Genomic DNA, 15,975 nt, shown 5'->3' with positions numbered 1-15,975 from the left:
ATTTAGTCACTGAGGTTATTTATGAAACGTTCTATTAGCTTAGTTTTTTCCAGTTTACTCGTGTTATTAAGCTTCGCGTTTTCAGCTCCTAGTTTTGCAAACGAAGATGCTTATAACGATGCCATCACTAATTTTAAAAAGGCCAATGAAAGCCGACATTTATTTAATACGGCTTATGGTTATGCAGTCTTCCCAACCGTAGCCAAAGGCGGTATCGGAATTGGTGCCGCATATGGAAATGGTCGTGTATACCAAAGCGATGCTTATATGGGGGATTCCACATTAACCCAACTATCCATTGGTTTTCAGTTAGGCGGACAAGCCTATAGTGAAATTATCTTCTTTAAAGATGCCAAAGCTTATAATGAGTTCACCAGCGGTAGCTTTGAATTTAGCGCGCAAGCGTCAGCAGTGGCCATTAACGTTGGTGCCAATGCGCAAGTTGGTACTACAGGCAATTCAGCAGGCGCAGGACAAGCAGGCAGTAATCATGCCGCAGCCGCAGCCTATATCAATGGTATGGCGATATTTACCGCCGCTAAAGGTGGGTTAATGTTTGAAGCCGCTCTCGCAGGTCAGTCGTTTACCTTTGATGGTAAGTAACCACTGCTAGTCTTAACACTCGTTAAGTACATAACATTCAGGCTGCCATTGGCAGCCTGAATTATTTGGAATAAGTGGTTTATTATCGCAGAGTCCAAACAATGGCATTAGCATATACACAGCGGTCAAATTAACCTTGCTGATATATTTGTGGACAACCTACTACCTTACCTAGTATTGACGAAACGCTACGACGTTAATGGCCGCAGGCCATACACTCAGACTACAAATGACCGCAGACTACATCTAAAAATCACAATGGATAATATTATCAAAAAAGCTATTTATATCCCCAAGGCGCTGGCGGTAATGCCACTGGTTGAGATAAATCAAACTCAACTTTAAAATCGCGATTCTCTCTGGTTAAACGATAAGTAAAAGTATGTGCTTCAATCATCATCTGCCACTCGTTAGTGACCGACTGTGTTAAGCCATGTTGCTTGAAGTTGGCAATAGACTCATCGTCCACTGGAAACGTTTGTAAGTTGGCAGTGCCAGTATCGCGGGTCTCTCCACCATACATTGTCACTTTGTCATCGCTGCCATCTTTATGACGATGATCATGCTTTAAGCGCAATCCGGTATCGGTTTGAGTTATCACCCAAGTGCGAGAGTGATCATCGCCAACATGAAATGGAATACGTAACTGATGATCGGTGCAATCTCTTACATGCATAACTAATGGTTTGCCACTAAAACCATCTCCTTCACTGCCACCAGCAGTGATCTTACCGGCAAAAGCTTTGCCACACAGAGCGCTAATCGCTTCAAAAAATTGCTGTTGCTGTACCGAGTTTGCGGCATAAGCAGGATTAACCAACAAAGCGCTACCACACAGTAATGCACCACTGAGATATGCGCTAAGCCTAATTAACGTTGGCATAATGATCGTTCCTTGTTTATCAAACCATTGGGTAATTTAATCAATAAGTACAGTAGTATAACAAAACGACTACTGAGCAGACTAAATTAAAAGACGTAAGTATCGAAGCAGATTACCTTGTTATTGAATCTATTGCTGCTAGAAAAACAAAACCCGCAACGTTAATGCGGGTTTTTATGACAATAAGTTAACGTGTTAGCTTACTTGGCGTATTTAGACTTAGTCGCCCAAGTGGTCGCTTTAGCTGGACGCTTAGCGCCTTGGCTTTTAGGCGCTTGCCCTTTTGCCACTTGGCCCGAAGCCTTAGCTGGAGACTTGGTTTTTTGCCCTACAGGCTTAGCACTGCCTTTATCTGCTTTAGCGTTACCTTTACGGTCTTCAAACTGATCGGCAGAAAAACGAGTCATGGCTTTTTGGCCGCTTTGTTCTTTCGCTTTAGCCGATGGCTTTTGGCCCCACTTCACTTTAGTTTGCTCGTTACGCGTTTCGGGTGGTACCAAATGATTTGGACCATTACCAATTAACGACTCTTTACCCATAGCAACTAAGGCTTCACGGATCATCGGCCAGCCCATTGGGTCGTGGTAACGCAACAAGAATTTATGCAATTTACGCTGACGACCTTTTTTAGGCACTGTCACTTGTTCACTATCATGCTTAATGTTTTTCAGTGAGTTAAGTTCGGTATGATAAATCGTGGTCGCATTTGCCATCGGAGATGGATAAAAGTTTTGCACCTGGTCGAGCTTAAATTTCTGCCCTTTTAACCATAATGCCAAATTAACCATGTCTTCATCGGTAGTACCAGGATGCGCCGAAATAAAGTACGGAATTAAAAACTGTTCTTTACCCGCTTCTTTAGAAAACTTATCAAACAGTTCTTTAAACTTGTCATAGGTTCCCATACCTGGCTTCATCATTTTACTGAGCGGGCCTTCTTCGGTATGTTCAGGAGCAATTTTTAAATAACCACCCACATGATGTTTAGCTAACTCTCTAATATATTCAGGGTTTTCGATCGCCAAATCGTAACGAACACCCGAAGCAATTAACACCTTTTTAATACCAGGTACTTCACGCGCCGCTTTGTATAAGTCGATGGTGTGTTTATGGTCGGTGCCTAAATGGCCGCAAATAGACGGGAACACACATGATAAACGTCGACAGGTTTTCTCCGCTTTCTCACTGGTACAACCTAAACGGTACATGTTCGCCGTTGGGCCACCCAAGTCAGAAATAACGCCGGTAAAGCCTGGCACTTTTTCTTGAATATCTTTAATTTCTTTGATGATCGACTCTTTCGAGCGACTTTGAATAATGCGTCCTTCATGCTCGGTAATCGAACAGAATGAACAACCACCAAAACAACCACGCATGATATTGATTGACGTCTTAATCATGTCGTAGGCAGGAATTTTTTCTTTGCCGTACACAGGGTGCGGGATACGTTGATAAGGTAAATCGAATACGGCATCCATTTCGTCGGTGTTTAATGGCCACGCAGGTGGATTTACCCATACACCACGGTTGGCATCATGTGGCTGAAACAGCGCACGAGCACAGCCAGGGTTTTGCTCTTGGTGCAAAATACGCGAGGCATGGGCATACAAATACTTGTCTTCGCTGACCTTGTTATAGGCAGGAAGCAGTACATAGGTTTTTTCCCATGGCTTTGGACGAGGCGGTTGAACGCTAATGGCTTTAGGTGCCTCGTTATCAAAAATCTTTTCGTCTGTTGGACCTGACAAATTACTGCAACCAACATCATCTGCACCATATGGGCTAGGTAATGGCTCAATTTTATGTAATTGGTCAATTTTGCGTGAATCCATGCCACGCCAACCGGGCATAGGTTCTTTACGCATTGTTGCGGTACCACGAACATCGTCGATATCGCCAATGGCCTCACCCGCAGCAATACGGCGTGCAACTTCCATTAATGGTCGTTCAGCATTGCCGTAAATTAAAATATCGGCTTTGGCGTCAAAAATTACACTGCGACGCACTTTATCTGACCAATAATCATAATGGGCAATACGGCGTAGGCTGGCTTCAATGCCACCGATAACAACGGGTACGTCTTTAAAGGCTTCTTTACAACGCTGGGTATACACGGTCACGGCACGATCGGGGCGTTTGCCGCCAATATCACCAGCAGTGTAAGCATCATCATGACGTAACTTACGGTCAGCGGTGTAACGGTTAATCATCGAATCCATGTTGCCAGCGGTTACCCCAAAAAATAGATTTGGGCGACCTAGCTGCATAAAGTCTTCTTTGTTTGACCAATCAGGCTGCGAAATAATACCCACACGGTAACCTTGGGCTTCTAACATTCGCCCAATCACCGCCATACCAAAACTTGGGTGATCAACATACGCGTCGCCAGTCACGATAATAATATCGCAACTATCCCAACCTAAAATATCCATTTCTTTACGAGACATGGGTAAAAAAGGTGCTGTTCCGTAGCATTCAGCCCAAAACTTTGGATAATTAAATAACGTTGACTCAACTTGCATGTATATGACCTACATAAATGGGGAAAACCAGCCTAGCTGATCCGATGACAACATCAGCCTACAGCTGAATTTAACGGACGCGGAGTATAGCAGTAGAGCGACACTAAGTGTGACTAAAAAAACACCAAAAGTGAAATATTTTTATCCTTTTATAACCTTGTAAAACACGTGGGAATATTGCTATTCCCTTATGCTTTCAATGTTATAACCCAATAAAGAAGCCAATATTAGCAACCGCTAAGATTAATAGTACTATCCAAGTCGTTAATACACCCCAAAAACGGCCGAAGTGATGGCCGCCTTGACCTTGGTTTAATCCAATAGCATGTAATAAACGCGCCACAATCCAAGCTGTGCCCAAACAGTGTATCAAGTAAACCGGCATGCCATTCAATTCAGCCAGTGCTAACAAAATGAGTACTATGGGTGCATTTTCAATTAAATTGCCATGAGCTCTGATCGCAATGGATAATCCTTGATGGCCACCATCACCGATACCTATTTTATTCACTCGACGAAATTTAACCACTTTGTAAGATAATGCTAAAACCAACAACGCTGTTAGGCCCGCATATAAACCCGATATCATCAATGTCATGTGTTATTCCTTAAGTCGTCTATATTATTGTTATTATACTAATCTTTGATTTGTTGATGTTATCACTACATTTTGAATCAGTTTGGCTGTAAACACACGCCTTAATCGGTTAATATTCGCGCCAAAATAAGCTCAATACCTTAACAAGAGTGACTACTGCCCAGTGGATAATCAGGATTTTTTAGAAAAACGTAGATTTATCATTAAACTAGGTAAGTACCTGCATAAATTTGGTACTCCTGCGTATCGCTTAGAATCCCACTTGCAAACGGTATGTAATACCCTTGGTATTGAAGGATATTTTTTAATATCGCCCACATCGATGACATTTGTACTCCAACATGACACTGAGCAAGAATACAATCACGTTGCACGCGTTAAACCTGGCGACTTAGATTTAGGCTCGTTAGCACGTACCTTTGAATTGGTTGAAGAGCTCAGTTCTGGGCAGCGAACCTTGCAAGAAGCATTAGAACGCTTAGAAGAAATCGCCAATAAACCCAATCCTTATGGCCATAAACTGACGCTGTTAGCTTTTGGATCCAGTGCGGGGGCTTTCGCCATGTTAATGGGTACCGGTTGGCATGACGTTTTTTGGTCAGCTATTTTTGGTTTACTGGTATACAGCTTAGTTTTTTGGGCTGAACGCTCAAAACGTATCGCAGAGATGCTCGAACCCATGGCGGCGGTAGTTTGCGCTATCTTAGCGTCAGGGATTGCGCAATTAGACCCGAGTATCAATTTACCCGTAACCATTTTATCGGGGATTATTATTTTTGTTCCCGGTCTTGCACTCACTCTCGGCTTAGCGGAACTTGCCGCCCGCGATTTAATCTCCGGTACGGCACGTATCATGGATGCTGTGATGCAGTTATTTAAACTGTATTTTGGTGCTGTGCTTGGCATGACCATTGGTAAAGCCATCTTTGGTGAAACTATCTATGTAGAACCTATACCGTTGCCTCGTTGGGCGATTTGGTCTGCGGTGCCGTTATTGTCGATGTCGTTGGTTATTATCTTTAAAGCACGCTTAAAAGATTCCCCTTGGGGCATATTTGCCGGCATTGTGGCATTTTTCTCTGCCATGTTAGGCGGGATTTATTTAGGTGAGTCTATTGGTATTTTTGTCGGTGCACTAGCCGTGGGCATCTATTCAAATCTGTATGCGCGCTGGATGAAGGCGCCAGTGTCGATTGCGTTACTGCAAGGCATCGTTATTCTGGTCCCTGGTAGCAAAACCTATATTGGTCTCAATGCATTAATTTCGGGCGAAACCATGCTCAATCAAGCCCATTTAGGCTCACAAATATTCTTAATTTTTATGTCCTTAATCGCTGGGCTTATTTTTGCTAACGTTATCGTGCCCCCTCGCCGTTCGTTATAAATCTTACAAGTTAACATTACCTTCCTATCGGTATTAAAGGGCAGCTATAAATGCTGCCCTTATTTTTTAGCAACCCAAATACCCACATGATTTAAATGGATTAATGAAATATTTATTCAAGCTAAATGCTTGACTATTATGTTATTCAGGTATGATATGAAACAAAGAGGCAACATAAAAAGTTCATATTGAAAACAATAGTTCTATTCTTACTGGCCTCTCAAAAACATAACAATAAAAATAAGGACGAAGCTATGCCAATCATATTTATGGCAGTATTTTTTTTCGTCATCCTGCTTTCTTCGTCTGCTGTTCAAGCAACTATTGCTGACAGTGAAGCACAGTTAAAAGCCAACGATGACTCTGTCACCACGCCCTCTAGTCCGTCGACAACGAATAAACATGATGTCGAAAAAGTCGCCAACATTGTAGTCGTTAGTCATCCTATTTTTGATGAGTCAGCTCCGGATGCTATTTTCCTTCATCGTTGGGCAAACTATCTGCATATCAATACCAAAGAGTCGACTATTCTCAATAGCTTAAGCTTTGAAAAAGGTGAAAAAATTACTCAGAAAGATCTTCAAGAAGCGCAGCGATTATTGCGCTACGAACCTTACATTCGTGATGCTGATATCAACATTGCCAGAAAAGATCCACTCGCCGACGACAACGTTGAAGACGTGGTATTAGTCGAAACGTGGGATAACTGGTCATTACTGCCAACGGTCAGTTTGAGTAAAAATGGCGGCGACACTAAATACTCGTTTGGCATGAAGGAAGATAACTTACTGGGATTAGGGGTTAAAACTAAAATAAAATACCAGTCAAGTGCCGACCGCACCGGGTATAAGTTTGCCTTTGATGCTCCAGTAAGATGGATTAAACACGGTAATGTGTCGGTCGATTTTTACGACAACAGTGACGGCCAAGCGTCTGCTATCGCCTTTAATAAGCCCTTTTATACTCTTGATACTCAGAACATGTACGCCCTGTCATGGTTAACGGATACCCGCATCGACACCATAAGACAAAATGGCCAAGACATTAACGAATTTGAACATGTTATCGATTATGCTAACGTCGGATTTGGTTGGTTAGTCGATAAAACGCCAGATCAATTGCACCGTATTAGCCTAGGGATAACCCAAGACCAACATCAATTCAATAACATAGACGATTACCCCATTTCACCGTTACCTTTTGATCGTGAGTTTGTTTACCCTTGGATCAGCTACGAATACCTGCAAGACCAATACACAGTGCTGAACAATATCCACCTGATTAATAATAACGAAGACTTTAACTTAGGTTGGCACCACACTGTAAGTTTAGGATTGGAAACCAATGACGTTGCCGACAATGCTGCTGTGGGTTATCACGTAACGGCTTCAAGCAGTCGCGGTTGGCAGGAAGACAATCAATTATTGCTAATGACCGTTAATGCTCGAACGGATATTCAAACCGGCCAACAAGACTTTTATAATGTCGGTTTAGCCGCTGAATTCTTCCACCAAATCAGCCCTAAGTGGACGGCCTACTCCAAGGCGCGTATCGCAACCTCACACAATAACTATCTTGATCAAACGTTTGCCCTTGGCGACGAAACAGGTGTACGGGGATATCCCAACGACTACCAACATGGTGACAATCAATGGTTGCTCACGAGTGAAATCCGATACTATCCAAACATCAATTTATATCAATTGGCCGAGTTAGGTTGGGCTGTATTTGCCGATATAGGTCAAGCAAGCGGTGGTCCAGACGAGCAAAACGAAGTTGATGGCCCTATTGGTAGTATTGGTATTGGCGCACGGATTTACTCTTCTAAATCCAGTTACGGTAACGTAGCCCATGTTGATATTGCCGTCCCGATCACTACGGGCAACGACATCAACGCTTGGGAGTTCAGATTTCAGGTAAAAGACCATTTTTAATTAGGCAGACTGTTTGGTTACGATATACATTCGCAAGGCCGTCAGCACTAAATGCTTGAGGTTTTGCCATGTAGACTTGGTAACATCTTTACTGATTGAAGTTGTTAGTGATTTTAGCATTAGCGGAATTGACAATATTGGCATTCATTCTATCTAACTTGGTGACCGATAATAGTCTCAACTGATGGCCACAAAGCCAGCTTTTAACCCTCGGTCAAATAGCAAAAAAGGGCGTAAACAATAAATTGTTTACGCCCTTTTTTTAATTCAGCAAGACGTTAATACAACCCCACTAATAATTCGACATTAAAAGTGATGCGATACCTGCAACACCACCTCTCTCGGTGCGCCGGGGAAATGACCATTACGCTCAGAGAATCCGCTCACAGCATATTCTTTATCAAACAGGTTTTTCACATTTAGCTGAAACTGGGTATCTTGCCACGTAGTTGTCCAGCTCATATCAAAAACGGTATAGGGTTTAACACGCTGCGCATCTGCACTCATTTGCTCACTGACATAATCTGCACCCAGTGCAATAGCAGAATTCAAACTGTCAATATCATAACGCGTCCACAAACCCGCTTGATGACGCGGCGCATTAACAAACTTGCTGCCATCGGCATAGGTATCGCCAATATCGCCTTGAGTAACACGAGTATCGTTATAGGCGTAATTAGCCATGACAGTCCAATTAGGTGTTATATCTCCCACCAACGTAAACTCAAGTCCTTTACTTTCAACTTCACCTAAGCTTACTAACGCAGGGATTCCGTCATCATTGCCCGTGTCAGCAGGATTATTCATGGCGACATCTTTTTTATTAATTTGATACACAGCTAACGTGGTCATCATGCTGCCATTAAACCACTGATTTTTTATCCCTAGTTCAACTTGTTCACCCATTTCAGGTTCTAAGCTACTGTCTTCACTCGCCGTTTCTTGATCGCCAAGCGAGGTCGGATTAAAACTTTCTGCATAATTAACATAAAATGATGTATCGGTGGAGTATTTATAAACAATACCACCACGCGGTGATACATGATTATCACTAAACTCAAATCCAGTTTCTTTATCAAAATCGTTAAAATGATCGTAACGTAGCCCCACCAATAACAACCATTTCTCGCTTAAACTGATTTGATCTTGAACATATAAACCCGCGCGTTCGGTTTTAGTGCCATCACGATCTTGATCTTGTAAGTTATAAGTCGAAGGATCAGTTTCACCGTAATTAAGATCAAAAATGTTTAGATTAGCGACACCATCAGCCTCATAACGGGCACGCCAATAATCATAATCGCTGTTTACGTGATGGTAATCTGCTCCAAATAATAAGGTTTGCTCAATACCAGTATCTAATCGATATACAAAATCTGAAGTCACACTGACTTCTTGGTTAGCGCGATACTGTTTACGATATTCGCGTTTAATGGTTTTATCATCAATATTGGCTTCGCCATCACCATTAACGTCAACCCAACTTTGTGATTCGTGATATCCCTGAACACGCTCGTTATCAAGGTAACGCACTGTGGTATTAACACTTAACTCATCGCTAAAATGATGCTGTAAGTCAGCTTGTAATATTGTTGCTTCAAGGTTTTGATAGTCGGATTTTTCATTAGCGTTATAGCTTGGATCAACCAAAAAGTTACCATCATCGTCAACGGGAACGCCACGCAAACGATTACCACCTAAGTCTTGTTTGATATAATCAATCGTTGTTGTGAGTGTAGTGTCATCGTCAAGTTGAAATAATAATCCACCTGTTAACTCGGTATTTTCAGAGTCGGCATTATTTCGAAAACTGTCTTTTTGCTCATAAAAACCGCCTAAACGATAAGCAATTGAATCCGTTAAACCACCTTTAGAATCAATTGACCCGCCCATACGGTCGTTATCGCCTGTGGTTAATGTCACTTCAGTATCTTGGACAAAACTCGGCTTTTTGCTGACATAATTAATCATGCCGCCAGGCTCACCACCACCGTATATCGCAGCTGCTGGACCTTTTAACACTTCAACTCGTTCAATATTAAATAACTGTGGTACACCGAAACCAGAAAAAGGGTCGCCTCTTACACCGTCATAAAACACATTACTGTCATCACGAAAGCCACGAAAGGTCACCCCTGAATAACTATAAGTGCTCACACCCGCAATAGAGCGGTATAAATCGGTGATTTCGCGTGCTGCTTGGTCAACTATTAACTGTTCATTCAACACCTGCACCGATTGCGGTAAATCCATAATATCGGTTTCAACTTTGGCACCCACAGACGTAGAAGATTCACGATAAAAGGTTTGTGCCCGGCCCATTACGGTAATTTTCTCAATCAACTCTGTCGAGTCTAGGTCGGTCGTGTTCTCGTTCGCACTGACACTCAGTACAGGTAGCAGTAGACTTAACATCCCAATATTAATGACGTTCAAATGCATAACAGCTTACTCATCGGCAACAGTAAAATTTGGCCGCAATATAGCACCAAACACTAATGAAAACTATTCTCATCTGATAATTTTACATTTGTGCTTGTTTGTTAACGATAAAGTCAGTTTATGTTTAAAGGTTTTGTTGTTGAATGAGTATTTATTATCGACTAGATCAGGAAGAGCGAGGTGCACAGCTAACAATAGAGTAGAACACTCGTGTTAATAAATCATCCATTTGTAAATACTTAGCGTTCCGACGACGTTTACTGAACGGATGTAGTCAACTCCAACAGTAGATCGTCTGTCGCAAGTATTGGATAGTACTGAAGCTAAAACATAAAGAAACAATAACCAACATCAACTCGGGTTGACTATTATAGGTTACGACACCAATATTTTCGTACTAACGATAAAAAAAGGCCTCGCATTGCTGCGAGGCCTTTTTTATAAAGAGGTGAGTTGGCCGATAAGCCCTGTGTAACACTAATTTATGATATAACTCTTTGAATCATGAGATTAGCACTCATAATTGTGTGACACAATGTGTGACACCTAATCGACAAAACTACTGGCAGAGACATTCATGAAAAATGCATTACCATTAATAGTTGAGTTACCAAAAATTATTTCTACAGTAGGATGGAAATGGGAAACTTTCAGTCCACACGATCAAGATTTAAAAGAGTTTTGGATTGGAACTGATTTAAATGGAAATCGCTGGCTTACAAAGCTTAGAGGCTCTTTCTATGCTTACCGAGAAATCGTTTTTGCTCACATAGCTCAATCAATGGGAATATCCTGCCAGTCCTCCACATATATGGTTCTAGACTCTGAAAGCGCAACCCTTCTTGATGGGCAAGCTGGTGATGTACATAGTGCTCATTGGTTTATAGAGGAACATTCGATTGAACCATGTAGTGATAGCTGCCCTTATCATCAATTGATGGTAACCCCAATATGCACCATAGAGGATTTATATCTCATTAATATCCCGAATATTTTAGATTGGCCTAAGAGCGAATTTCTCGCGTACATCTTAGGTGCCAATGAAATATCTGACAGGTTATTCACAAAAAACCATGAATTAGTAATCATCGATTCTGAACAAATGTTTTCAACAAATCACCATGATTTTAACACTCTAAAGTGGTGGTTCAATCATGATAAAACTCCATCTTCAACTGGGAAAAATATGGTTAAAGAAATTTGCGCTAAGTTTGCATCTTTAGATATCACTGATATAAAAAAAGCGCTAACCGTTCCAGCTGGAATAACCATTCCAAAACATAAACTTAAGCGTGTTTCATCAATTATATGGGATAGCTATGAGTATGCAAAGAAGTACTCATAAAACCGTATATACTTAACGAGTCGTAGTTAAAGGCTCGTGATATCAGCATCACTTAACAATTATCGTATTAGTAGCGACTAAAAAGCCCCAAATTTCAAAATATCTAAGTTACACAATAACATTATGTAACTTAGGAACCCCTCACCAGATATAGAAAGTCGCTTTACTTACAAAGTATACTCAACTAGTATGAATTGTGTAACTTAGCAAGCCCAGTAAATTAAGGGATTTATCATGAATGAAGTGAGTGCAATAAAATCTAAAGCAGACCTTGAACGGGTTGAGACTTTCATCACTAAACACTATTCAGAAGTGATAAGCGATGCTTGGCGGTTTGGTTTGCAAGTTTCGTTGAGGGTATCTGATTTACTGGCGATTGAGTTTAGCGACATTAAAAATGACATGCTGACCGTTAAGGCACAGAAAACCAATAAATCAATTCAAATCAGATTAAATGGTAAAGCACTAGATATTGTTAAACGTAGAAAGACCTACGGAAATAAATACCTATTTCAATCCACCAGCAACAGAGCTAAATCGACTAACAAGCCCATAACACGGCAAACTTTGAGTAAGGCATTGCAAGATGCTTCAAGTATCATTGATACCGTAATAAACACTCATTCTATGCGTAAAACATGGGGTTATTTTCAATATCGTAATACTAATAATATCGCCCTAGTTCAAAAAGCCTTACAACATAGCTCAACAGCACACACACTAAGGTATATCGGTATTGACCAAGATGAGTTAGACAATGCCTTTACGTGCCTTGAACTGTAATTTAAAGCCGTCTCAGAGCAATTTTAAACATTTACACACCAATGGGTGGGGGAGGCGGTTTGTTAAGCTTAAACACACTCCTATTGCGTAATAGGTGGCTTATTAGTAATGGCAAAACGTCTGATTTTTTCCTTGCCATATATAGAAGGCAAATTATGCAACTTTTGATTCTTTATAGCTGAACACCAACGAATTCTAAGTCCATCTGACCAAGACCTTTGCCTGAAAGATAATTCAATTTTTATTTCGATTTTATTAATTGCGTTATTTAGCTTTACCTTGTCTAGCTTATCTGTTGAAAACAATTGAAACATTGGAACAATCTGACCGCCGTATAACTTCACTCTTATCCACCAAATTAAAGTTATTTGAGGAAATTGAGCACTAACTTTCTTACGTATTTTTTGGAATGTCTCTAGCACATGTTCAGGTTCCTCATCATCGAATACAAATGTAGTTTGATATGTTGGCTGATATACCTCCATCGCCTTTATTATATTGCGTTTAGTCCTATCGACTGATGACTCACTCACAGATTAATCCCCTATACTAATAGTTAATGTTCAGACTACGTCTAACCTTCATATCTCTTTCCTAACTGCATCACGCATTAACAATTAAACACTAATAATTTGACAACAAAAAACAGGTCTCTACCCCATAATACATAAAGGAATGACGCACCAAAATCCAACACAAAAATGACTTAACTACCGCGCAATAAATCGGATAGTGTAACGGCATGGAATCATAGTAAAGCATGTGTTATTTATATAACGTTGACCACCTCCCAATGTGTTTTTACGCACTAATTTTAATACATCTTTGATAACTATCTTGAATGACCCTCACCGCTTAAAATCTTCGTAAGAGCATCCGCAGAAAACATACTAAAGCTCGCATGGTAAAACCCTCCCTGTAGCATTTATCCATACTAGTTATATTGATTTAATAGTGTTTGACTGTTTGCAATAATATACGGCTGTGACATCATTACTATTCATAACAAATTGATTATAAAATTTACCTGAACTAGTGTATTTTTCTTTTATGACTTCACTAACAGACAACGCTGCATTTAATACATCTAATACTTCTTTTTCGTTCGTACAATGTTGCGTTAAATGTTGCCAGCCCAAATACAATTTATTAACCTTATCCAGCTCGACTTTTACATTTTCTTTATGTAAATCATCAAGAATTTTTGATATAAACCCCATACTAATTAGTCCTTAAATTAATAATTTAATATCTACACAGTGACTTCCCAACTAATCAACTAATCAACTAATCAACTAATCAATACTGAATTACTTCAACCGCCAGCTTCAATGATGATATGTCGATATCGTGGGTATATCGATCCGTTATAGTACTTTGCTTAGCATGTCCTACAAGCTGTTGTGTTGTGGATGAATTCACCCCTTTTGACTGCAAGGTAGTAATAACTCTATGACGTATTGAATATAGGGAAAGCACATCACTATTTTCATCTATATCAGGAAGTTGTAATACTTTTTTAAATCTTTGATAATAGCTCGTTAGCGCCCTTGCCCCTTGTTCAAACAATCTCTCATTTGAATGCATTACAAACGCTAAAAATCCTTGTTCAATCAACTTGGAGTGGATTGGGATAGTACGAATTGCAGCTTTTGTTTTGACGGCACCAGCATCTGGGGTGATATGAAAATAGTGAAAATTGCTTGCTGTATCATGTTTTATATCTTGCTTACGTAACTGCATGACTTCACCGTTACGCATCCCAGTATAAGCCATTATCAATAAAGGCCATTTTTTATAGCCTTCTGATTGCGTTAAAGCATACTGAACAATAGACTGCATTTGAGCATGACTAAATGCCCCACGCCTTGTATTGCTGGATAAGTTAATTAACATTCCCTCAGTGGGTGATTTATCAATCTCTCTTTTGATTTTTAGAAACGTATAAAGCCCTTGTAATAGCTTTTTAAGCTCCTTAACTGTTTTAACTGTTACTATGTCATCTTCATCAAGATCACCTGTCTGAGCAAGCTCTATGCACTCTGACAAGCTTAAGCGTGAGTAGGGGTTCTTGTTTCGTTTGGGCATCTGCAAGGCAATGTTAAATGCCACATCTAAAACATGAGAATTAATGTCTTTAATTGGCATATCACCAATTAACGCTATCAATGTATCAGCATTGCGTTTATTGGCATCTAGTTGCTTTTCAGCCCAACGTCCTTTGCCAGTTGTCTTAGATTCAATAAATTGATTAAAAGCTTCTTTAAGCGACAAAGAAGTCACTGTTTTAGCTTCCTCTATTAGACTTAAGCTTTGAGGCTGAGCTACATTAGAGGGATATTCAGTCTCACACCCAATTAACTTATCGACATAAGCATCTAAACTTTCTAATTTTGCATTCGCATTAACATAATCCAAAGCCTCGATATCAGCAGCTATTTTTTCTTGAATTTTAAATATATAGCTAAACACAAAAAGGGCATTATGATAGCCGTAATCTGTAGGCTTCATTACCACGTTTATGATATCTTTCGCTCGTTGCTCGGGTGTCTTATCTGGTGAGGATAACAATGCTAATGCATGTTTTGTTGGCTGGTTATAACATTCTGACTCAAGATAATTGCTAAACTCGTGTTCTTCATACAAATGAGCATCTTCTTGTTCAATGTCCGCTATTTGATCATTCCATTCGTCTAAGTAACGTATACCTGCATTTGACGTCGGATACATAGCTCCATTCGCTATTTCACGTGCGCGATTAACTACAAGGCGCATTGACTGATTAAATGACTTTATCTTAAGAATATCTGATTCTTCGTTTGTCAATTCCATTTGATTTTTGATTTTTATAATAGATGGCAACATCTTACTGACTAAAATCTTTGCCTGTCTAGCACTATCAGTCAAAAGTGACTGGCGAATGAACTTTTTACCGTTTAATCGAAAATTAAGATAGTAGATGCCATTTCTGACAATAGTATGAGGGATTTTTTGATAGTTCATGTGTGACACCTTGTGTTACAGCGTCACACTGATTATCTGGATAACTATTGAAGTATTGAGTTAGCCCCTTGAATTACAAGGGGCTTTCCCAATTTGACGAGTTGGCCGATAAGCCGGGTCCTGTCGTGGACAGTTATTCATCTAGGCCTGCAATCGCTCACAGGCTCAAGCAACCTACCCGGTTCCAACGCGAGCAGCGCCATGCGGAACCCTATTTGGTCTTGCTTCGGGTAGAGTTTACCTTGCTACGGACTATTGCTAGCCGCACGGTGCGCTCTTACCGCACCCTTTCACCCTTACCATCTTAGCCGAAGCCAAAATGGCGGTTTCCTCTCTGTTGCACTTGTCGTCGGTTCACACCGCCCAGGCGTTACCTGGTACCCCGCTCTTTGAAGCCCGGACTTTCCTCCCCGTACTTGCGTACGCGGCAACTGTCTGGCCAACTCGGCGCGGATTATAGCCTAAGCAGCGCAACAAA

At 40.6% G+C, this 15,975-nt stretch carries 12 protein-coding genes and 1 other RNA gene; 5 read left to right on the top strand and 8 right to left on the bottom strand.

All coding sequences use genetic code 11. The features are described from left to right. Positions 1–21: 21 nt before the first annotated feature. Positions 22–603, top strand: coding sequence for a YSC84-related protein (locus AAEY94_RS12765; protein WP_101087284.1), 582 nt, complete (start codon positions 22–24; stop codon positions 601–603). Between the two features lie 280 nt (positions 604–883). On the opposite strand, the gene AAEY94_RS12760 is transcribed toward AAEY94_RS12765, so the two are convergent. The 3 genes from AAEY94_RS12760 to AAEY94_RS12750 form a co-directional block, all read right to left on the bottom strand. Further along, on the bottom strand, positions 884–1,486 hold the full coding sequence (locus AAEY94_RS12760; protein WP_350979008.1) for a hypothetical protein: 603 nt from the start codon (positions 1,484–1,486) through the stop codon (positions 884–886). A gap of 200 nt (positions 1,487–1,686) precedes the next feature. After that, positions 1,687–4,008: a YgiQ family radical SAM protein gene (locus AAEY94_RS12755; RefSeq protein ID WP_350979007.1), complete on the bottom strand. Its 2,322-nt coding sequence runs from the start codon at positions 4,006–4,008 to the stop codon at positions 1,687–1,689. A gap of 202 nt (positions 4,009–4,210) precedes the next feature. Then, entirely contained in the window at positions 4,211–4,606 is a 396-nt protein-coding gene (locus tag AAEY94_RS12750) for an MAPEG family protein (protein WP_101087288.1), read from the bottom strand. 163 nt (positions 4,607–4,769) lie between these two features. Between AAEY94_RS12750 and AAEY94_RS12745 the strand changes: the two genes are divergently transcribed. Together AAEY94_RS12745 and AAEY94_RS12740 are read left to right on the top strand one after the other, a co-directional pair. After that, positions 4,770–5,990, top strand: a complete 1,221-nt coding sequence (locus AAEY94_RS12745; protein ID WP_011635884.1) for a threonine/serine exporter family protein — start codon at positions 4,770–4,772, stop codon at positions 5,988–5,990. Between the two features lie 254 nt (positions 5,991–6,244). Continuing rightward, entirely contained in the window at positions 6,245–7,924 is a 1,680-nt protein-coding gene (locus AAEY94_RS12740; RefSeq protein ID WP_101087289.1) for a ShlB/FhaC/HecB family hemolysin secretion/activation protein, read from the top strand. Between the two features lie 306 nt (positions 7,925–8,230). On the opposite strand, the gene AAEY94_RS12735 is transcribed toward AAEY94_RS12740, so the two are convergent. Further along, entirely contained in the window at positions 8,231–10,366 is a 2,136-nt protein-coding gene (locus AAEY94_RS12735) for a TonB-dependent siderophore receptor (protein ID WP_101087290.1), read from the bottom strand. A gap of 577 nt (positions 10,367–10,943) precedes the next feature. On the opposite strand from AAEY94_RS12735, the gene AAEY94_RS12730 reads away from it, so the two are divergent. Together AAEY94_RS12730 and AAEY94_RS12725 are read left to right on the top strand one after the other, a co-directional pair. Next, positions 10,944–11,711 carry a hypothetical protein gene (locus AAEY94_RS12730; protein ID WP_342860965.1) on the top strand — a complete coding sequence of 256 codons (768 nt, stop codon included), beginning with the start codon at positions 10,944–10,946 and terminating at the stop codon, positions 11,709–11,711. A gap of 234 nt (positions 11,712–11,945) precedes the next feature. Beyond that, the gene (locus tag AAEY94_RS12725; RefSeq protein ID WP_350979006.1) at positions 11,946–12,494 is read left to right on the top strand and encodes a tyrosine-type recombinase/integrase; all 549 of its coding nucleotides are present in this window, start codon (positions 11,946–11,948) and stop codon (positions 12,492–12,494) included. A gap of 80 nt (positions 12,495–12,574) precedes the next feature. Here AAEY94_RS12725 and AAEY94_RS12720 read toward each other — a convergent pair whose 3' ends face one another. From AAEY94_RS12720 to rnpB, 4 genes are all read right to left on the bottom strand, one after another. Further along, positions 12,575–13,027 (bottom strand): hypothetical protein, encoded by a 453-nt coding sequence (locus tag AAEY94_RS12720; protein WP_342860963.1) that lies wholly within the window; start codon positions 13,025–13,027, stop codon positions 12,575–12,577. A 405-nt stretch (positions 13,028–13,432) separates the two neighbouring features. After that, positions 13,433–13,714 carry a hypothetical protein gene (locus AAEY94_RS12715; protein WP_350979005.1) on the bottom strand — a complete coding sequence of 94 codons (282 nt, stop codon included), beginning with the start codon at positions 13,712–13,714 and terminating at the stop codon, positions 13,433–13,435. Positions 13,715–13,793: 79 nt separating this feature from the next. Further along, positions 13,794–15,497, bottom strand: coding sequence for a tyrosine-type recombinase/integrase (locus AAEY94_RS12710; protein ID WP_350979004.1), 1,704 nt, complete (start codon positions 15,495–15,497; stop codon positions 13,794–13,796). A gap of 93 nt (positions 15,498–15,590) precedes the next feature. Beyond that, positions 15,591–15,944, bottom strand: an RNA gene (gene rnpB, locus AAEY94_RS12705) — RNase P RNA component class A. Positions 15,945–15,975: the final 31 nt, after the last annotated feature.

Source organism: Shewanella sp. AC34-MNA-CIBAN-0136, assembly GCF_040309945.1.
Taxonomy (GTDB): Bacteria; Pseudomonadota; Gammaproteobacteria; order Enterobacterales; family Shewanellaceae; genus Shewanella.
The sequence above is the reverse complement of the archived record's forward strand: the minus strand, read 5'-3'. Positions and strand labels throughout refer to the sequence as shown.